The following is a 19,635-nucleotide window of genomic DNA, read 5'->3' on the forward strand; positions in this document are numbered from 1 at the left end:
TCAGCCCATCCGGCCGGGGTTGAAGATGCCAGCAGGGTCGAATTCGGTGCGCAAACGGTGGGTGATGCCTTCGATGACCGCACTCTGGCGGTCAAAGCGCGGCACGCCAGGGGCCCTATCGGCCGCTGCACGGAACAGGGTGGCATGGCCTTTTGCGGTGGCCGCTGCGCTGCGCAGCTCAGTGGCCGCAGAGGCGGGCGCCCACAACCAGCGCTGTGCGCCTTGCCATTCGACCAACTGGTCGTATGCCAGCGACATAGAGGGCGCAGTTTGCGGCAGCGACAGGCGCCAGAGGCACAGCTCGGGTGAAGGGGGTCGGAAGAAGGGCAGGGTCTGGTCGCGGCAGGCGGCCCAATCGGGGCCTGCTTGCGCGTTGTCCATGCGCTGGCCGTTGGCCTCTTTCACCAAACGTTCGCCGGCGGCTTCAACGGCGGCCACGGCACCGCGCAACCGCACGAACAGCAGCTCGGGCGCATGGGGTTGCGCGGCATCTTTCACCCAGCAGGAAGCGTTGATCGGCAAAGGTTGGCCACCCCAGCGGTGCAACTGCTCCAGCGCCTCGGTCTGGTTCAATTCGAACACCAGCGTGGCCTCGGCGGTGGCAAAGGGCAGCACTTTCAGCGAGATGTCGGTGATGACACCCAGCGTGCCGAGGCTGCCGGCCATGACACGGCTGACGTCGTAGCCCGCCACGTTTTTCATGACCTGCCCCCCGAAGGTGAGCCAGTCGCCTTTGCCGTTGATGAACTGCAGGCCGAGCACATAGTCGCGCACGCCGCCTGCACCGGCCCGGCCGGGCCCTGAAAGACCCGCCGCAACCACGCCACCGATGGTGGAGGTTTCACCAAAATGCGGGGGGTCGAAGGGCAGGCATTGCCCCTTTTCGGCGAGGGCGGCTTCCAGTTCGACCAGTGGCGTGCCGGCGCGAACCGTCACCACCAGTTCGGTGGGCTCGTGGCTGCTGATGCCACGCCAGTTGGCCGTGGACAGCGCCTCGCCCGAGGTCGGGTTGCCGTAGAAGGCTTTGGTGTCGCCGCCCACGATGCGCAATGGTCGGCGGGCCGCTGAGGCCGCCTTGATGTGTTCGATCAGGGCGCTGGGAGTGTCGGGGGCGGTGGAGCTCATGGCTGGCATGGTAGCGCCCGCTCTTGAAAACGGCATTGAATTTTTTGCACGGAACGCTGCAAATGCGCCCGACCAGCATCTGTCCCCTTCAGCGGGTGTGGCCCAAACAGGCACCGGCGTTGGGCCTGCCCTTGCATTCGATCTTGAGCCGCTTCTTGCGGGCGGCCGGGGTTTCGCTCGATGGCGAGTCGATGAACCTGACCTTTGAGGGCAGCTTTTTCTCGCCAGACCCGGTCGACTTCTTCGTGGCCGCGATGGCGCCACTGTTGAAGGTCAGCGCGGTGGCGCCAAAGAGCAGTGCGCTGCAGAGAGTGAGCAAGAGGGGGCGCGCAGGCGCGCGGGCGATCCCGATCTGTCGTGACATGGTTTCCTCCTGAGTATTCTTGACTTGTCAGGAAACGATCATAGGCACATACGTGAAGGCAATAAAAAAGGCCCCGCCTGCCGAAGCAGCGCGGGGCCCAAGTTCTCTGGAGAACTCAGTGGTTGTGTGAGATCAGCGGTTGTAGGCCGTTTCGCCGTGGTACGAAATATCCAGACCTTCGCGTTCCGATTCTTCCGACACCCGCAGGCCCACCAGCATGTCCACGACCTTGTAGGCCACGAACGCCACCGCGGCCGACCACACCATGGTGATCACGACACCTTCGGCCTGGATCAGCACCTGGCTGGCAATCGAGAAGTCTTCGCCACCCGTGCCGCCCAGGCCAGGGGCCGTGAACACACCGGTCAACAGGGCGCCCAGGATGCCGCCGACGCCGTGCACACCGAACACGTCAAGCGAGTCGTCTGCGCCGAGCATTTTCTTCAGACCGGAAACACCCCACAAGCAGAGGAAACCGGAGAGCAAGCCAATGATGATGGCGCCCATGGGGCCAACCGAACCGCATGCGGGGGTGATGGCGACCAGGCCAGCGACCGCACCCGAAGCGCCACCCAGCATCGAAGCCTTGCCGCGGTGCATGGCTTCACCCAGGATCCAGGCCAGCACAGCCGCCGCGGTGGCCAGCAGCGTGTTGATGAAGGCCAGCGTGGCGCCGCCGTTGGCTTCCAGGTTGGAGCCGGCGTTGAAACCGAACCAGCCCACCCACAGCAGGGAGGCACCGACCATGGTCAGCGTCAGGCTGTGAGGCGCCATGGATTCTTTTCCGTAGCCGATGCGCTTGCCCAGCATGTAGGCGCCCACCAGGCCAGCCATGGCCGCGTTGATGTGCACCACGGTGCCGCCGGCGAAATCGAGTGCACCTTTGTCGAGCAGGTAACCACCAGCGCCCCACACCATGTGGGCAATCGGCAGGTAGCTGAAGGTGAACCAGATCACCGAGAACAGCAACACGGCGCTGAACTTCATGCGTTCGGCGAACGAGCCCACGATCAGTGCGCAGGTGATGCCGGCAAAGGTGGCCTGGAAGGCAATGAAGATGAATTCGGGAATCTTCACGTTGTCGGTGAAGGTGTCGGCGAGCGAGTCGGGTGTGACGCCGAGCAGGAACACCTTGTCGAGGTTGCCGAAGATCAGGCCTTCTCCACCGAATGCCAGGCTGTAGCCGTAAACAGCCCACAACACGGAGATCAGCGAGAACACGACCATCACCTGCATCAGCACCGACAGCATGTTCTTGCTGCGGACCAAACCGCCGTAGAACAGGGCCAGTCCGGGCACGGCCATCATGATGACCAGCAGGGTTGACAGCATCATCCAGGACACGTCACCTTTGTCGACGGTGGGGGCTGGCGCTGCAACCTCGGGTGCCGGTGCGGCTTGCTCGGCCATGGCGGGCGCTTCTGTGGTGGCGGTTTCAACCACTGCTTCGACCGCTGTCGTGACGGCGGCGGCTTCGGCAGGAGCCGCATCGGTTTGAGCCATGGCGTTCAGGCCGCCAAAGGCCAGTCCCATGCCCAGCGTAAGGGTGATCAGAAGTTTTTTCATTGCTTTGCTCTTTCTTGGGTTGCTGGTGGCGGCGATCAGAGCGCTTCCCGGCCGGTCTCGCCGGTGCGGATGCGAACCACTTGTTCCAAGTCGGTGACGAAAATCTTTCCGTCGCCGATCTTTCCGGTGCGGGCAGCACCTTCAATCGCCTCGATCACGCGGTCGACGAGGTCGTCGGACACGGCGGCTTCGAGTTTCACTTTGGGCAGAAAGTCGACCACGTATTCCGCGCCGCGGTACAGCTCGGTGTGGCCTTTCTGGCGGCCAAAGCCCTTGACGTCTGTGACGGTAATGCCTTGCACGCCCATGGTGGACAGTGCTTCGCGCACCTCGTCCAGCTTGAACGGTTTGATGACGGCCGAGACCATTTTCATGCTGTGGTTCCTCTGTTTTCTTCAGGGCGTTTCTGGATAAGCCAGCGCCGGGATCGTGGGTTTCGGTGTGGGGGGTTGAGGACCCACACCGCTGAAGAAGTGAACCGGTTCAAGGCGGAAAGCCCCTGGCCGAAACACAACGTGCAACTTCTTATGCACAGAGCGTGCCAAGCCGTTTTCAGCGTCACTGGCTCCGCGTGACGAGGGCCTCAGTCCGGCGGTTCTGACGCCCTTCGCTGCCACTGAAAAGCGCGGTGCATCCGGCCAGGCGCGGCTTGTGCCATGATCTTTTGGCTTGGAGCAAGCCGACCTGCTGTCACGGGTGGGGTTGCCGCACCGTTGTGGTGCGAGTCAAAGCGCAGCGGGGCCACAAAAGTGCGCACCGAAACAGGGAGGAATCAATGAGCTTAGCTTTGGTGCACAGCCGTGCGTTGTTGGGGCTGGAGGCGCGGCCGGTTCAGGTGGAGGTGCATCTGGCCAATGGCTTGCCCAGCTTCACTCTGGTTGGTCTGGCCGATACCGAGGTCAAAGAAGCACGCGAACGCGTGCGTTCGGCCATCGCCAACGCGGGTCTGGACTTTCCCAGCAACAAGCGCATCACCGTGAATCTGGCGCCCGCCGATCTGCCGAAAGACTCGGGACGCTTCGATTTGCCCATTGCCCTGGGCATCCTTGCCGCCAGCGGCCAGATTGCAGCCGAACGTTTGACCGGTTGGGAGTTCGCTGGCGAGTTGTCGCTCGGCGGCGACCTGCGGCCCATACGTGGTGCCCTGGCCATGAGTCTGGCGTTGCACCGCGCAGCCGAGCAGGCGGGTGAGCAAACGGCCAGCCTGGTGTTGCCCCCCGGCAGCGCCGAAGAGGCGGCGCTGGTGCCCGAAGCGCATGTGTACCGGGCGCGCCACCTGCTTGACGTGGTGGCCCAGTTTCTGCCTGTGTCGAACAAGGCGGGCGAAGAGGCCTTGCCTTTGCCGGAGGGCGACGGGTGGGCGCGGCTCACGGCGCGCCAGAACGAAGTGGCGGCAAGCTATGCCGATCTGTCGGACGTCAAGGGCCAGTCGGCGGCGAAGCGCGCCCTGGAAATCGCGGCCGCGGGCGGCCACAGCCTGTTGATGATGGGCCCACCCGGTTCGGGCAAAAGCATGTTGGCCCAGCGTTTTGCGGGTTTGTTGCCGCCGATGAGCACGGGTGAAGCGCTGGAATCGGCAGCGGTGGCGTCTCTCGCGGGCCGGTTCAGCCTGGACCGCTGGGGTCAGCGTCCCACCTGCGCACCCCACCACAGTGCCAGCGCCGTTGCGCTGGTGGGCGGTGGTTCACCGCCGCGGCCCGGCGAAATCTCGCTCGCCCACCAGGGCGTTCTGTTTCTGGATGAACTCCCCGAGTTTCCCCGGGCGGCTCTGGAGGCATTGCGCGAACCCCTGGAGAGTGGCCACATCCGCATCTCGCGTGCGGCCATGCAAAGCGAATTTCCCGCCCGGTTTCAGCTGGTCGCCGCCATGAACCCCTGCCCCTGCGGCTACCTAGGCCATCCCGCGCGGGCCTGCCGTTGCACGCCCGATCAGATTTTCCGCTACCAGGGCAAGCTCAGCGGTCCGTTGCTGGACCGCATCGATCTGCACGTTGAAGTGCCTGCGATTGCATCGGATGATCTGTTGCACGGCGCAGCGGGAGAGGGCAGCGCGGCGGTTCGTGACCGGGTGGTGGCTGCACGCTGGCGCGCCATGGCGCGACAAGGCCAAAACAACCAGGCGCTGGCGGGCAAGGCACTGGATGAGCATCTGCACGCTGAAGCGGCGGCACTCACGTTCTTGAACACCGCCTCGACGAGGCTGGGCTGGAGCGCGCGCAGCACGCACCGCGCGTTGCGCGTGGCGCGCACAATTGCCGATCTGGCTGGAGCCGGTAACGTGACTGCTGCGCACGTGGCCGAGGCAGTTCAGTACCGGCGGGCATTGCGGCAAAACGGCTGAGGGCCCGTTTCACACGGCGCGGTCGATGACCGGTTTGGCCGGGCCTTCCCCGGACGCGACCGGCCTGTGCGCGCTGGGCGTTGGGCGTTGGCTGGGGCGATGCCAGCACAGGCCACCTTCAAAGTCACGGCGCGGACTGCAAAGCACCGCTGAGCCGAGACGCTCCCACCAGCGCCCTCAGGCGAAAGGTTTCTGGTGAGTCGTTGGCGTAGCCCGGATCGGGTATGCCCGACAAGGGCAACCGGGACAGCAAGCTGGCGTTGGGCCAGAAATTGGGCGCGACCAGGCTGTCTGGCGCGGTGATCTGGGCGCTCGAGCCCAGGACGGTTCCGGCCTGTTGCATCAGAGTGGAGGAAAACCCGCCCCGAATGAGCTCGTCGTTGTTGGTGCTGGCCAGCAAGTTGGCGGTGAGCTGGATCGACTGGGTTCCAGCAGGGGCGCTGAAAAACGTGCTGTTGGGGCGGGTCAGAACAATGGTGTTGTGGGAGGCCAGCAGTGTGTTGGTTCCAGCCTGAAGGCCCTCTGCGCCGTAGGCGATGGCGGTGCGGTTGGCGGCCTGAGGCCCTTTTTGCAACAGGTTGCCACGCAGCACCACCCGGCCCCCGTTGGGCGTGTCGACCAGGTAGCTTGAGTAGCCGCTTGGGCCATCCATGAGGTAGCTGTTCTCGATCACCGTTTCCTTCGCACGGCTTTTGAAGTTGTGGCCGTATTTGGCCTGGTGAAAGAAGCTGGCCGAAACCCTCACCGAATCGATGTGGTTGATGTAGATGTTGTGGGTCTGTCCGTTGGGCAAGCCCGTTCCGTTGCGCGCGAACTCCGAGCCTTCGATGAGGATGGTGGTCGGACCATCTGCGGCAAGGATGCCGTTTTCATTGTCGTAAAAGCCGCTGTTGATGATGCGCAGGAAGCCGCTGGCGTGTTCAGCCCGGATGCCGGCGCCGTTGCGGTCGTCGACCTTGGCGTCATGGAAGTCGATATTGGCGACCGTGATGTTGCTGCCCTGGATCACCCAGATGGCTTTGCCGCCTGCGTTTTGCCCGTCGGCATACAAGCGGGCCTGCCCGCCCACGCCGCAAATCGTCAGATTGTCTGCCGACCAGAACGCCACATCGCCCCGGTACTCACCAGCATCGATCTTGATCACATCGCCGGCCATGGCGGCCAGGGATGCGGCGCGGGGGCCCGCGTAGGCTTTCCCGGGGCCGACCGACAAGACCCTTCCTGTAGCCGTCTCACATGGAGAAGCGTTTGCAGCGGTATCTTCGACGGTTGGGCCGACGAAATAGCCGACGCCCTCATCCCTGTACCGGGCGGGGAGGGCACGGATACTGGCCGCTTCGGCCGGGTTGGCCGTATAGAAGTGCACCCCTTTGGACAGCACAAAAAACCGGTAGAGGGCGTTGAAGCCTGTGGCCGCGACCTGGCTCGCGTAGTAGGCCACCCCTTCATAGCGGAACGTCGGCAGGTTGTTTTGTATGTAAGTCTTTTCTTCGGCGCTGATGGAATAGAAATGCACCCCGCTGACGGTGTTGAGAAACCGGTAGACCGCATTCAGTCCCGGGGCCTCGTCCACACTGGCTGAAAATGCCTGCCCTTCGTATTGGAACTGCGGCAGCATGCGGATCACCTGATCGCGTTCGCTGGCGCTGATGGTGTAAAAATGCACCGCCGCCACGGGGTTGTAGAAACGGAAGACCGGGCGCATGGTGCCCTGGCTGGCGGCCTTCTTCAGGCCCTCGTTGATCGCCGGTGCGTTGGCCGCTTCACTCAGGGTTTCGGTGTTCAAGGCGGCGGCCTGCCGCCATCGGGTGTCCTCCGTCTCAATCGATGCTTCCCGCACATTGGCACCCGTGGCCGACTGGCCCCGTTCAGGGCTTGTATCGCGTCCGCCGCCACAAGCAGACAACAGGCCGAGCAACAGCACAGCGCCTGCCGTCCACCGCACCAGGCAAGGGGTGCGGCGCCAATGGGGGGTCTTTGGCCACATGGTGCTTCCTGACACTGGAACTGGCGCGCCTCCATATGGGCAGGCCGACCACATCATCGCGCAACCGGGGTGCGCATGGAACCCTGCGCACGTCCCCTGTGCGCCTGGCGGCCACCCGCGCAAAGGACCGCCTTCAAGCATCAGCCTGAGAGCGTGCCGTCCGCGGGAAAGCCGCTACCTGCCAACCAAACGCTGAGCTGTTGACTGCCGGGTTACAAACCAGTACCGATCCAGCGCCGCAGTTCGCTTGTCGCCACACCGCTGCGCGTGGCCAGATCGTCCATCTGGTCGTCGGCCACCTTGCCCACGTTGAAGTAAGTGCTCTGCGGGTGGCTCAGGTAAAAACCGCTCACGCTGGCCGCCGGCGTCATGGCCAGGCTTTCGGTCACACCCATGCCGATCTCTTCGCAGTTCAACACCTCGAACATCGCGCGCTTGACTGTGTGATCGGGGCAGGCAGGGTAACCAGGGGCCGGGCGGATACCCTGGTATTTCTCCTTGATGAGTTCTTCGCTGCTGAGGGCTTCATCGGCCGCGTAGCCCCAGAAGTCGGTGCGCACGCGGTGGTGCAGGCACTCGGCGAAAGACTCGGCCAGGCGGTCGGCCAGGGCTTTGAAAAGGATGGCGTTGTAGTCGTCGTTGGCGTCGTTGAACTGCTTTTCCTTCTTCTCGGAACCCAGCCCGGCAGTGACCGCGAACATGCCGACGTAGTCGTCCGCCGTGCCTTTGGGCGCCACAAAATCGGCCAGGCAGCGGCTGGGGCGCATGACGCCGTCGATCTCCTGTTTTTCGGTCTGCTGGCGCAGGCCATGCCAGGTGAGCGCCACGTCGTTGCGGCTCTCGTCGGTGTAGAGCGCGATGTCGTCGTGGTTCACCATGTTGGCCGGGTACAGGCCGATCACGCCGTTGGCGCTGAGCCAGCGGCCTTCGATGATCTTTTTCAGCATGGCTTGCGCATCGGCGAACACCTTGGTCGCCTGCTCGCCCACCACTTCGTCGGTCAGGATCGCGGGGTAGGGGCCGGCCAGATCCCAGGTCTGGAAGAACGGGCCCCAGTCGATGTACTTCGCGATCTCGGCAAGGTCAAAATTCTTGAACACCCGCTTGCCGATGAACTTCGGTTTGGTGGGCTGGTAAGCCGCCCAGTCGATCGGCGTCTTGTTGGCGCGCGCCTTGTCGATGGACCACATCGGCACCTGCTTCTTGTTGGCGTGTTGCGTGCGCACCTTGTCGTAGTCGGCGTTCAGAGCGGCAATGGTCTGCACGCGGTTGTCGCCCAGCAGGCTTTGCGCCACGCTGACGCTGCGTGAGGCATCGGGCACATAGACCACGGGGCCCTCGTAGTGCGGCGCGATCTTCACGGCGGTGTGCACGCGGCTGGTGGTGGCGCCACCGATCATGAGCGGAATGCTGTTCTCGCGGAAATGCGGATCTTTCTGCATCTCGCCCGCCACGTACTGCATTTCTTCCAGGCTGGGCGTGATCAGACCCGAAAGGCCCACGATGTCGGCGCCTTCTTCTTTGGCCTTGGCCAGAATTTCGTGGCAGGGCACCATCACGCCCATGTTCACCACCTCATAGTTGTTGCACTGCAGGACCACGGTGACGATGTTCTTGCCGATGTCGTGCACATCGCCCTTCACCGTGGCGATCACGATCTTTCCCTTGGCTTTCACGTCACCACCAGCGGCGGCCAGCGCGGCTTTTTCGGCCTCGATGTAGGGCAGCAAATGCGCCACGGCCTGCTTCATCACCCGCGCACTTTTCACCACCTGGGGCAGGAACATCTTGCCCTGGCCAAACAGGTCACCGACCACGTTCATGCCGTCCATCAGCGGCCCCTCGATCACGTTCAGCGGGCGCCCGCCGTCGGCCTCGATCTCGCGCCAGATTTCTTCGGTGTCTTCGGTGATGAACTCGTTCATGCCGCGCACCAGCGCATGTTTCAGGCGATCGCGAATCGGCAGCGCGCGCCATTCGTTTTTCTTGCTGTCGTCCTTGGCCATGCCTTTGGCGTTTTCGGCCACGTCCACGAGCCGCTCGCCGGCGTCGGCGCGGCGGTTCAAAACCACGTCTTCCACCCGCTCGCGCAGCTCGGGTTCCAGCTCGTCGTACACGCCGACCATGCCGGCGTTGACGATGCCCATGTCCATGCCGGCCTGAATCGCGTGGTACAGGAACACCGTGTGAATGGCTTCGCGCACCGGGTCGTTGCCACGGAAGCTGAACGACACGTTGCTCACGCCACCGCTCACCTTGGCGCCAGGCAGGTTCTGTTTGATCCAGCGGGTGGCGTTGATGAAGTCGACCGCGTAGTTGTTGTGCTCTTCGATGCCGGTGGCAATCGCGAAAATGTTGGGGTCGAAGATGATGTCTTCAGGCGGAAAACCCACTTCGTCCACCAGCACACGGTAGGCCCGTTCGCAAATCTCGATCTTGCGCTCGTAGGTATCGGCCTGGCCCTTTTCATCAAACGCCATCACCACGGCTGCCGCGCCGTAGCGCTTGACCAGATTGGCCTGGCGTTTGAACTCGTCCACGCCCTCTTTCATGCTGATCGAGTTGACGACGCCCTTGCCCTGGATGCACTGCAGACCGGCTTCGATCACCTCCCACTTGGAGCTATCCACCATCACCGGCACGCGCGCGATGTCGGGCTCGCCGGCAATCAGGTTGAGGAACTTCACCATGGCGGCCTTGCTGTCGAGCATGGCTTCGTCCATGTTGATGTCGATCACCTGTGCGCCGTTGTCCACCTGCTGGCGCGCCACGGCCAGGGCCTGCTCGTATTCACCGTTCAGGATCATGCGGGCGAAAGCCTTGGAGCCGGTCACGTTGGTGCGCTCGCCAACGTTGACGAACAGGCTGTCGTCTCCAATGCGCAGGGGTTCAAGACCCGACAGCAGCATCTGCGGCAAGGCAAGGGAAGCGGGGGAGGTGGAAACGTCAGACATAGGGGCTCACCAGGGTTCTTTGAATAGCTGGTGAGCGCCGTTGGAAGCCGGAGAAACCGGCAGGTATCTGTGCGATGCCTGTGACTCAAGCCTGACACCGGCCCGTATCGGGCGGGTGCTGCAGCGCTCCTTGAGAGCTTTCGATTTTAACGGCGCCCGGCATCGCTGCGAAATCTCTTTCTCGCAGGTCGCTTTTCTGTGCCAATGCAGGCCGGTCCGACCACAACCCGAACCAGGCACAGTGACCCGATCGGTAAAACCCTACCCGCGGTGCGTGCGATGGGGTCGGCAGAGAATGGCGCCTCAATGGAGTCACCCTAATGAAAACCCTGTCTTTCATCCAGCGCAACCCCAATGGCCACTGGGTTGGCGACGGGTTTCCGGTGCGCAGCATTTTTTCGTACCAGGACAACCCGACCGCTTTCTCACCCTTCCTGCTGCTCGACTACGCCGGCCCAACCCGTTTTGACGCCACGACCCAGCGCCGGGGCGTGGGCCAGCATCCACACCGGGGGTTTGAGACCGTGAGCATCGTTTACCACGGTGAGGTGGCGCACCGCGACTCCACTGGTGCCGGTGGCACCATCGGCCCGGGAGGTGTGCAATGGATGACCGCCGCTGGTGGCATCGTGCACGAGGAGTTCCATGGAGAGCGCTATGCGCGCGATGGCGGGCCATTTGAAATGGTGCAACTGTGGGTCAATCTGCCCGCGCGCAACAAGATGGGTCCGCCGGGCTACCAGGGCATCACTGCCGCACAGACGCCCACCGTCGAATTGCCCGACGGAGCGGGCACGGCGCGTCTGATCGCCGGAGACTTCATGGGCGCCCAAGCGCCAGCCCATTCGTTCACGCCCATGCAGGTATGGGACTTGCAACTCAAAGCAGGCAGCACGGTTGTCTTGCCTGCCCCCGAGGGCCACACCACGGTGCCGCTGGTGCTCAGGGGCCTTGTGGCAACGCCTGAAGGGGTTGAGGCGAGCGACGCTGAAATGATGGTTTTCTCCCGTGAAGGCGAAGGGGTGACGCTGCATGTCCTGACCGACGCCACGGTGCTCTGGCTCTGTGGTGAGCCCATTGATGAACCGGTGGTGGGGTATGGTCCTTTTGTGATGAACAGCGAAGCCGAGATTCACCAGGCCTTTGCCGATTTTCAGAGTGGACGGTTTTGACCCCCCTCTTGTTCACCCGCCTCGCCAACGGTAGTCTCGGCTTGCAGGTCAGTGGTGGCGCAATTTTTCCAGGAGAACACGATGCTTGAAATGGTGATCAATGCCCGCGAGGCCGATTTGGGCCATGGGCTCAAGGTTCGGCGCGTTCTGCCTTTTGCCAAACGGCGCAATGTGGGGCCTTTCGTGTTTCTGGACCATGCGGGCCCGGTGCCGCTGCCGTCCGGATACGACCGAAAATCCGATGTGCGGCCCCATCCCCATATTGGCCTGTCGACCGTGAGTTACCTGCTGAGTGGCCAGATCACGCACCGCGACAGCCTCGGCACGCTGCAGATCATTCGACCCGGCGAAGTCAACTGGATGACAGCCGGGCGCGGCATCACCCACTCTGAACGCTTTACACACCCCGACTCCTACGCGGATGGTGGTCTGGAGCTGATGCAACTGTGGGTCGCATTGCCTGAGGCAGACGAAGAAACCGGGCCTGCTTTCACCCACTATCCCAAGGAGGCGCTGCCCGAGCAAAACACCGGTGGCGTCTGGAGCCGCCTTGTCGCGGGTACAGCCTATGGCCAGACCAGTCCCGTGCAAACCCATTCGCCGCTGTTTTTCCTGCATGTGGAAATGACCCCGGGAGCGCGCCTGCCTTTGCCCGGTGGCTACAGCGAGCAAGCGGTTTACGTGGCCAAAGGCGAGGTGGAGCACGCTGGCGCGGTGTACGCTGCAGGGCAGTTGCTGGTTTTTGACGGTGATAACACGGCCCAGATCAGCGCGGGTGCGGCTGCCACGCTGATGGTTTTTGGCGGTGAGCCGCTGGGTGAACGCCACCTGTTCTGGAACTTCGTATCGTCGCGCAAAGAGCGCATCGAACAGGCCAAAGCCGACTGGCGGTCCGGACGCTTTGCCCTCCCGCCCGATGATTGTGAGGAGCGCATTCCGTTACCTGAATAGGGTCATGTGAGCCTGTGTGCGCTGCGCTGACAAACGGCGTGTGGCAGCCCTGTGCATTTGCAAACTGTGGCATCCGGCGCACAATCGACTCTGGCTTTTCCCTGTCACCGACCCCTCATTTCAGCTTTAACCTGCATGTCTTTTATCGGCAAATTTTTCGGTTCACGTTTTGGTGGGGACGGCCCCGAGTCCCAGTTGCCGTCGGAGCGCCGGGCTGCGGTGGGTGCCTCGGTCAGTGCCCATGAAGCGGCGCTGTTGCTGCGCGCGCCAACGGCGCTGATGCAGCTCAGCGAGATCGAAGCGCTCGTGGTGGTGGGCTTCATGCGCCCCTGCCAGTTTGAAACGGGCGCGACCATCATTCGCCAGGGCGAAACCGACGACACCGGCTTCATGGTGCTCGTGCTCAGCGGAGACATCACGGTCGAAACCGTGATGGCCAGCCGCGCCAATCCTGCCACGGTGACGGTGCTCGGTCCGGGCAGCCTGATTGGCGAGATGGCCCTGGTGGACGGCGGTGCTCGTTCCGCTTCGTGCATCGCCAGTTCGCAGGTGCGCTGCGCCGTGCTCACGCGAGAAGCGCTGGAGGCACTCATCGCCGAGCAACCCGCAGTGGCCGCCAAACTCATGACCGCCGTGGCCCAGCGTCTGGGCGAGCGCTTGCGCGAAAGTGGCCACAAACTGCAGGTCTACAGCAACCTGGTCAAAACCATGCAACAGGAAATTGACGCTCTGATGCCAACCCCCGATCGTCGCCTGAAATAGCAGCCTGCCGGTATCTGAGGCGCCACTTTTCATGGTGGCCGACGACGTTCGTCGCCCGCGACCTTTCCGCCATATGCCCCGCTGGATAGCCGCTATGTGTTCCGGCCCATGCAACCCGAGCAGCATGGCGGCAAGCTTGGGCGGTCCGGATACCCCGTTTCGACTTGCCCAGAGGCCCGCCAATGACCGCAAAACAACCCCCTTTGGAACTTGAGCGCCTGCGCATGCTGCCCAAAGCGGAGGTGCATTTGCATCTGGAGGGCGCCTTCGAGCCCGCCGTTCTGGCGCAATGGGCCCAGGAGGCTGGCGTGCCCATGCCAAGACCGGTCGAGCACCTGCTGGACTTTCAGGGCCTGGCCGATTTTTTGCATTTTCTGGACTGGGCCTGCGGCCTGGCCTCCACCAGTGAACGGCTGGCCGAGCTCAGCCATGGTCTGAGCAAGCGCCTCGCGGCCAGTGGCGTGGGCTATGCCGATGTGATCGTCAATCCCACCCACTGGCACGCCTGGGATGGCCGGTTGAAAGCCATGCTGGATGCCATCGACGCGGGCTTCAGCGCTGCCGAGCGCGAAGGTTTTACGCCGGTGGGCCTGTGTGTCAGCCTGCTGCGCACCCAGTCGGCTGACGACGCTGTGCAACTGGTGAATGCCCTGATCGAGCTGGCCCATCCGCGTGTGGTCGCCCTGTCCATCGATGGCAATGAAGCAGCGGCGGGGCGCACCGGCCCGCGCTTTGTCGAGGCGTTTCGGCGCGCGGGAGCGGCGGGCCTGAAGCGAACCGTGCACGCCGGTGAGTCCAGCGGGCCAGAAGGCGTGCGCGATGCCATCGAACTGTTGGGGGCAGACCGGATCGACCACGGTGTTCGCGCCATCGAAGACCCCGGCGTGGTGCGGTTGCTGGTCGAGCGGGGCATTCCGCTGGGCATCTGCCCCACTTCCAATATCCTGCTCGGGGTCTGCCCATCGATCGAGAGGCACCCCATCGAACGGCTGCGCCAGGCGGGTGTCCGGGTGTCGATCAACACCGATGATCCGGTGTTGCTGGGCACCACGCTGGAGAAGGAATACGCCTTGTGCCGCTCGGCCTTCGGCTGGTCAGATGATGTGCTCAGAGCTGTGGCGCGCACGTCGATCGAAGCGAGCTTCGCCGGCGAGGTGGTGAAAGACCGTTTGAGGCAGGCGCTGAGTCGTTGGTGAGGTCTTGCAACCAGTGGCGCCATGCGCCATGGCTGCGATGCTGTGTCCGGCCTCTGACAGGCGCACGGACGTTTTGGCCCCATGCTTGGGCGCTCCCTGCCTATACTCTGCGCCACCATGCCCCTTCGAACCACCCATCTGCCCGCCTGTGACGGCCTGTTCGCTGCGAAAGTGCCGGCATGAAAAACCCGCAACGGATCGTGCCTGTGGTCGTACCTGGATCGGTGCTGATCATGGGGGCGGGCAGCGTGGGTTGCTACATTGGCGGCTGCTTGCAGGCGGCGGGTGTGACGGTGGACTTTGTCGGGCGCCCGCGCGTGCTTGATGCGCTGCGTTGCCATGGCTTGCGGATCACCGATCTGGACGGCGCCGATCACCAGCTGCCCCCCGACGCGCTGAGGCTTCACGAGCACACCCCTGCCGGGCTTGAGCCCGCGCTGGTGCTGCTTTGCGTGAAGAGCCCGGCCACGGCCCAGGCCGCGGCAGAGCTGGCCGACCAGCTGCCATTCAACACGCTGGTGCTCTCCATGCAAAACGGCTTGCGCAATGCCGAGCAGGCCAAGGCGGCGGCGCCGGGCCTGCGTGTGTTGCCGGGCATGGTGCCCTACAACATCGCCGAACTGGCTCCAGGCCAATTCCACCGGGGCACGACAGGCCATCTGGCCACCCGGGACTCCCGTGCCCTTGACGCCTGGCTGCCCGTTTTTGCCGCTGCGGGCATACCGCTGGATGTGCACGCCGACCTGAAGCCGATTCAATGGGGCAAGTTGCTGCTCAACCTCAACAACCCGGTCAATGCTCTGTCGGGGCTGCCGTTGCTCGCCGAGCTGCTCGATGCGCGCCACCGGCGGCAATTCGCGGCGCTCGTGAAAGAGGCTTTGGGTGTGATGGAAACGGCGGGCATCCGGCCCGCGCGCCTGACGCCCATGCCATGGCCGTTGTTTGTGCTGGTGCTGCGTCTTCCCACGCCGCTGTTTCGCCGCATCGCTGCGCGCATGCTGCGCATCGACCCCAAAGCGCGCTCCAGCATGGCCGACGACCTGGCGCTGGGCCGTGTCACAGAAATCGACGCCTTGAGCGGCGAGGTGGTGCGCCTGGCCCATTCGCTGGGCATTCGCGCTCCGCTCAACGAAACCATGGTGGCGCGCATCCGGGCGGTTCATTGAGCCCGCGCCCATCAAGCGGGTCCTGGCACGTCAGGTGTTGGGCGCCGTCTTGCTGCTCCAGACCATGGTGATGGCCAGAATGCCCAGCACCACACCCAGCGAGACCGACACTGGAATTTTGAAAACGTCGATCAGCATCATCTTGCTGCCGATGAAGACCAGGATCACCGCCAGCCCATAGTTGAGCAGGTGGAAGCGGCTGGCCGCCGCCTGCAGCAGGAAGAACATGGCACGCAGGCCGAGAATGGCGAAGACGTTGCTGGTCAGCACGATGAACGGGTCCTTGGTGATCGCGAAGATGGCGGGGATGGAGTCCACCGCGAAGATCACGTCCGTCAACCCCACGAGGCAGATCACCATCAACAGTGGCGTGGCGATCTTCCTGCCGTTTTCCACCGTCCAGAATTTTTCGCCGTCGTAGTGCTGGCTCACGGGCAAGACCTTGCGCAGCAGCCTGAGCGCAGGGTTGTCCTCCAGGCTCTCTTCCTTGCCGGCGGCCCACCACATCTTCACACCGGTCAGGATCAGGAACGCTCCGAACAGGTACAGGATCCAGTGGAACTCCGACAGCAGCCAGCCGCCCAGCAGAATCATGATGGAGCGCAGGAAAATCGCGCCGATGATGCCGATCATCAGCACCCGCTTCTGGAACGCCGAAGGCACCGCGAAGTAGGTGAAGATCAGCAGGAAAACAAAAATGTTGTCGACCGCCAGGCTCTTCTCGATCAGGTAGCCCGTCAGGAACTCCAGCGATTTTTCATTGGCGACGGCGGTGGAGCCCGTGCTGTCCTTGACGGCCCACCAGAACAGCGCGTTGAACACAAAGCTCAGGCCCACCCAGACCAGCGACCAGTTGACCGCCTCCTTGATCGTGACCTCGTGCGCGCCCTGCTTTTTGAGCACGACAAAGTCGACGAACAGCGCCGCGATCACAAAGACAACGAAGACGATCCACAGCCACAGGGGCGCAATGGTTTCCATGAGCGACAAGCCTCAGTTTGGGTGTTGTTGAGAAACACCCCGCAAGGTCTTGCCTGAGGGGGGCGGAATCATCAAAGACCCTGCCCCACCCGAAGTTTCCGGCCGTGTGATCTTGTGGATCACACCGCGTGTTGACGAAAACTTCCCCGCGTCAACGGCCAGACGCAAAGGCCCGGGTGGTGACGTGAATGGCTACTCCCCTTGAAGGGAAACCGCGATTGTCAAAGTCTCACGCAGACCCGGCAAGTGGAAGCTGCTTCAGGAAAAACAGAAGGGTCGTTCTGCAACACGTCCGTGTCCGCCGGAGACCTGGCGCTGGCAGCCCGCTCGCCCCAAAACTGGTGAGCCGCCGTCAGGCCGCGACCGGATCTTCCTTGTAAAACACGCCGCGCTTCAGGTTGCGGGGCGGTTGCGAGCCCACGCTCTGGTGGATCGCCTCGATGTGTTGCGGCGTGGTGCCACAGCAGCCGCCCACGATATTCACCAGACCCTCGGCCGCGAACTCGCGCAGCAGGCGGCTGGTGACATCGGGCGTTTCATCAAACCCGGTGTCGCTCATGGGGTTGGGCAGTCCGGCGTTGGGGTAGCAGCTGATGAAGGTGTCGCCTGCGACCTTGCTCAACTCCTGGATGTAAGGGCGCATCAGTGTGGCGCCCAACGCGCAGTTCAATCCCACGGCGAGCGGCTGGATGTGGCGCACGCTGGCCCAGAAGGCCGTCACCGTCTGGCCGCTCAGGATGCGGCCAGAAGCATCGGTCACGGTGCCGCTGATGATCACCGGCAGGCGCTCGTTGCTGTTGGCGAAGTATTCGTCGATCGCAAACAGCGCGGCCTTGGCGTTGAGCGTGTCGAAAATGGTTTCCACCAGCAGCACATCGGCACCGCCTTCCACCAGCGCCTCCACTTGTTCCAGGTAAGCGGCGCGCAGCTGCTCGAACGTCACGTTCCGGGCGCCGGCGTCGTTGACGTCGGGGCTGATGCTGGCGGTCTTGGGGGTTGGGCCCAGAGCGCCGCACACGAAGCGTGGCTTGTCTGGCGTTGAGAACTTGTCGCAGGCTTCGCGGGCAATGCGGGCCGAGGCCACATTCATTTCCCGCGCAAGATCGGCCATGTCGTAGTCACTTTGCGCAATGGTGGTCGCGCCAAAGGTGTTGGTTTCGATCAGGTCGGCGCCGGCGGCCAGGTAGCTTTCGTGCACATCGCGGATCACGTCGGGCCGGGTCAGGCTCAGCAACTCGTTGTTGCCCTTCACATCTTTGTGGAAGTCCTTGAAACGCTCACCGCGGTAAGCCGCCTCGTCGAGCTTGAAGCGCTGGATCATGGTGCCCATGGCGCCATCGAGCACGGCAATGCGGTTCTTGAGGATCTCAGGCAGAGCCTGTGCGCGGGTGTAGGTTGGAGCGGTCATGGAGAGGATTGTAGGAAGTCCGGGCGATGCGCGCCGGCGCCCCGGCATTTGCCCGCTGTTTTTCATTGCGGCCGTGGGTGTCTGCACGGCGTGTGCGCGGGCTCGATGCCACTTCGCAGCCGGGGGCGTTCACCCGGGGCGCGGGTCGCTCATTGGGACACGCAGCGCCATGAGCCCGGCAACCCAATCCATGAAAACGCGCAGCTTCGCACCGACGTGGCGGTTGGCCGGGAAAACCACATACAGCGGCATGGTTTCGAAACGCCACTCTTCAAACAGGGGCACCAGCTCGCCCTGGGCAAGGTACGGCGCTGCCATGTAGCTGGGCACACACATCACGCCCATGCCGGCCAACCCTGCGGCGAGATAGGCGTTGCCGTCGTCCACCGCGACCACATACCGCCCTTGTACTTCAAGTTGCACGCCATCGCGGCGCATGGCGATGGGTGTGATATGGCCGTTGCGGGCGCCGAGAAAGCCCACGGTGCGGTGGGGGCTGTCTTCCAGCGCCTGGGGGTGTGCCGGTGTGCCGCACCGTGCCAGGTAACTGGGTGCGGCATAGACGCCCAAGGGCAGCTCGCCCACCCGCCGGGCTGTCAGCGATGAGTCGGCCAGCTCGCCGGCGCGCAAGACGCAGTCGATGTGGTCGCTGACGAGGTCCACCATGCGGTCGCTGACGCCCATGTCCAGCTGGATATCGGGGTAGCGCGCGTGGAAGTCCGGCAACGCGGGCATCAGGATCAGACGGGCAATGGGGCTGGGCACATCGACGCGAAGACGGCCTTTGGGCGCGGCCGATGCGCTGGACACACTGGTGTCGGCGTCTTCCAGGTCGGCCAGCAACCGGACAACCCGCCCATAGTAGACCGCGCCGTCTTCGGTCAGGCGAACCGTTCGCGTGGTCCGGTGCAGCAGCTTCACGCGCAGGCGCGACTCCAGTTGTTGCACCAGTTGCGTGGCAGTGGTGCGGCTCATGTGTAGGGTTTGCGCGGCTTTGGTGAAGCTGCCAGCCTCCACCACGCGGGCGAAGGTTTGCATCGCATCAAAACGGTCCATGTCGACTCCTGGTTACCCGATGGATTGTTTGAAATTCACAAACAGTGATTGTGCGATTGGCCTGTTTATCTGGCGTTGCCGCACATCTAAAGTCCTTCGGCAGCGGCCGGCAAATGCCTGCCTTGCTCCGTTTGCCGCTGTATTGAAAGCGGTCTTTCCATTTTCCAAACAAGGACTCCCATGACGGCACGCGACGTTGTTTTTCCCGCCGGGCGCCAAGCCCTGTACGACCAGAACCGTTATTCACCGGCGATCCGCTCCAACGGCTTTCTGTTTGTCTCCGGCCAGGTGGGCAGCTTGCCCGACGGCTCGCCCGAAACCGGTCTGGAAGCACAGGTTCGGCGCGCCTTCGCCAATCTGAACGCGATCCTGGAAGCCGCCGGCTGCACCTTCAAAGACGTGGTCGATGTGACCGTCTTCATCGTCGATCCTGCAACCCGGTTCGAACGCATCTGGAACGTGTTTGGAGAAAACTGGGGTGAAGCCCCGTACCCGACCTTGACGGGCGTGGGCGTGACCTGGCTTTACGGCTTTGACTTTGAGATCAAGGTGATCGCCAAGCTGCCGGACACCGCTGTGAACTGACCGCAATCCGGTGAGGCTGGG

General features: G+C 63.3%; 16 protein-coding genes and 1 riboswitch. Of the genes, 7 read left to right on the forward strand and 9 right to left on the reverse strand.

The window, feature by feature from the left end; all coding sequences use genetic code 11:
• The 4 genes from glcE to LPB072_RS01195 all read right to left on the reverse strand — a co-directional run bounded on the left by glcE (position 1) and on the right by LPB072_RS01195 (position 3,429).
• Positions 1–1,125 (reverse strand): glycolate oxidase subunit GlcE, encoded by a 1,125-nt coding sequence (gene glcE, locus LPB072_RS01180; RefSeq protein WP_096349125.1) that lies wholly within the window; start codon positions 1,123–1,125, stop codon positions 1–3.
• Between the two features lie 88 nt (positions 1,126–1,213).
• Complete coding sequence (locus LPB072_RS01185; protein WP_066095052.1) at positions 1,214–1,489, reverse strand: hypothetical protein; 276 nt, start codon at positions 1,487–1,489, stop codon at positions 1,214–1,216.
• A 132-nt stretch (positions 1,490–1,621) separates the two neighbouring features.
• Complete coding sequence (locus LPB072_RS01190; RefSeq protein WP_066095055.1) at positions 1,622–3,055, reverse strand: ammonium transporter; 1,434 nt, start codon at positions 3,053–3,055, stop codon at positions 1,622–1,624.
• A 35-nt stretch (positions 3,056–3,090) separates the two neighbouring features.
• Complete coding sequence (locus LPB072_RS01195; RefSeq protein WP_066095057.1) at positions 3,091–3,429, reverse strand: P-II family nitrogen regulator; 339 nt, start codon at positions 3,427–3,429, stop codon at positions 3,091–3,093.
• Between the two features lie 401 nt (positions 3,430–3,830).
• Here LPB072_RS01195 and LPB072_RS01200 point away from each other — a divergent pair, with 401 nt between their 5' ends.
• Positions 3,831–5,396, forward strand: coding sequence for a YifB family Mg chelatase-like AAA ATPase (locus LPB072_RS01200; RefSeq protein ID WP_066095060.1), 1,566 nt, complete (start codon positions 3,831–3,833; stop codon positions 5,394–5,396).
• A 124-nt stretch (positions 5,397–5,520) separates the two neighbouring features.
• Here the strand turns inward: LPB072_RS01200 and LPB072_RS01205 are convergent, their stop codons facing one another.
• Both LPB072_RS01205 and metH read right to left on the reverse strand, forming a co-directional pair.
• On the reverse strand, positions 5,521–7,383 hold the full coding sequence (locus LPB072_RS01205; protein WP_066095065.1) for a right-handed parallel beta-helix repeat-containing protein: 1,863 nt from the start codon (positions 7,381–7,383) through the stop codon (positions 5,521–5,523).
• 212 nt (positions 7,384–7,595) lie between these two features.
• Entirely contained in the window at positions 7,596–10,292 is a 2,697-nt protein-coding gene (gene metH / locus LPB072_RS01210; protein ID WP_082877136.1) for a methionine synthase, read from the reverse strand.
• Positions 10,293–10,362: 70 nt separating this feature from the next.
• Positions 10,363–10,475: riboswitch (S-adenosyl-L-homocysteine riboswitch) on the reverse strand.
• Positions 10,476–10,657: 182 nt separating this feature from the next.
• Here metH and LPB072_RS01215 point away from each other — a divergent pair.
• The 5 genes from LPB072_RS01215 (at position 10,658) to LPB072_RS01235 (ending at position 15,584) form a co-directional block, all read left to right on the forward strand.
• Positions 10,658–11,509, forward strand: coding sequence for a pirin family protein (locus LPB072_RS01215; protein ID WP_066095070.1), 852 nt, complete (start codon positions 10,658–10,660; stop codon positions 11,507–11,509).
• 81 nt (positions 11,510–11,590) lie between these two features.
• Positions 11,591–12,460: a pirin family protein gene (locus tag LPB072_RS01220; RefSeq protein ID WP_066095072.1), complete on the forward strand. Its 870-nt coding sequence runs from the start codon at positions 11,591–11,593 to the stop codon at positions 12,458–12,460.
• A 135-nt stretch (positions 12,461–12,595) separates the two neighbouring features.
• Positions 12,596–13,222 carry a Crp/Fnr family transcriptional regulator gene (locus LPB072_RS01225; RefSeq protein WP_082877122.1) on the forward strand — a complete coding sequence of 209 codons (627 nt, stop codon included), beginning with the start codon at positions 12,596–12,598 and terminating at the stop codon, positions 13,220–13,222.
• 182 nt (positions 13,223–13,404) lie between these two features.
• The gene (gene add / locus LPB072_RS01230) at positions 13,405–14,418 is read left to right on the forward strand and encodes an adenosine deaminase (RefSeq protein ID WP_066095075.1); all 1,014 of its coding nucleotides are present in this window, start codon (positions 13,405–13,407) and stop codon (positions 14,416–14,418) included.
• Between the two features lie 179 nt (positions 14,419–14,597).
• Positions 14,598–15,584, forward strand: coding sequence for a 2-dehydropantoate 2-reductase (locus LPB072_RS01235; RefSeq protein WP_066095078.1), 987 nt, complete (start codon positions 14,598–14,600; stop codon positions 15,582–15,584).
• Positions 15,585–15,614: 30 nt separating this feature from the next.
• On the opposite strand, the gene LPB072_RS01240 is transcribed toward LPB072_RS01235, so the two are convergent.
• From LPB072_RS01240 to LPB072_RS01250, 3 genes are all read right to left on the reverse strand, one after another.
• A complete protein-coding gene (locus LPB072_RS01240) occupies positions 15,615–16,565 on the reverse strand; it encodes a TerC family protein (RefSeq protein WP_066095081.1) in 951 nt (316 codons plus the stop codon).
• A gap of 352 nt (positions 16,566–16,917) precedes the next feature.
• Positions 16,918–17,973, reverse strand: a complete 1,056-nt coding sequence (locus LPB072_RS01245) for a homocysteine S-methyltransferase family protein (RefSeq protein ID WP_066095083.1) — start codon at positions 17,971–17,973, stop codon at positions 16,918–16,920.
• Between the two features lie 129 nt (positions 17,974–18,102).
• On the reverse strand, positions 18,103–19,029 hold the full coding sequence (locus tag LPB072_RS01250; protein ID WP_066095085.1) for a LysR family transcriptional regulator: 927 nt from the start codon (positions 19,027–19,029) through the stop codon (positions 18,103–18,105).
• Positions 19,030–19,209: 180 nt separating this feature from the next.
• On the opposite strand from LPB072_RS01250, the gene LPB072_RS01255 reads away from it, so the two are divergent.
• Positions 19,210–19,614, forward strand: coding sequence for a RidA family protein (locus LPB072_RS01255; protein WP_066095088.1), 405 nt, complete (start codon positions 19,210–19,212; stop codon positions 19,612–19,614).
• Positions 19,615–19,635: the final 21 nt, after the last annotated feature.

Source organism: Hydrogenophaga crassostreae (assembly GCF_001761385.1).
GTDB classification, from domain to species: domain Bacteria; phylum Pseudomonadota; class Gammaproteobacteria; order Burkholderiales; family Burkholderiaceae_C; genus Hydrogenophaga; species Hydrogenophaga crassostreae.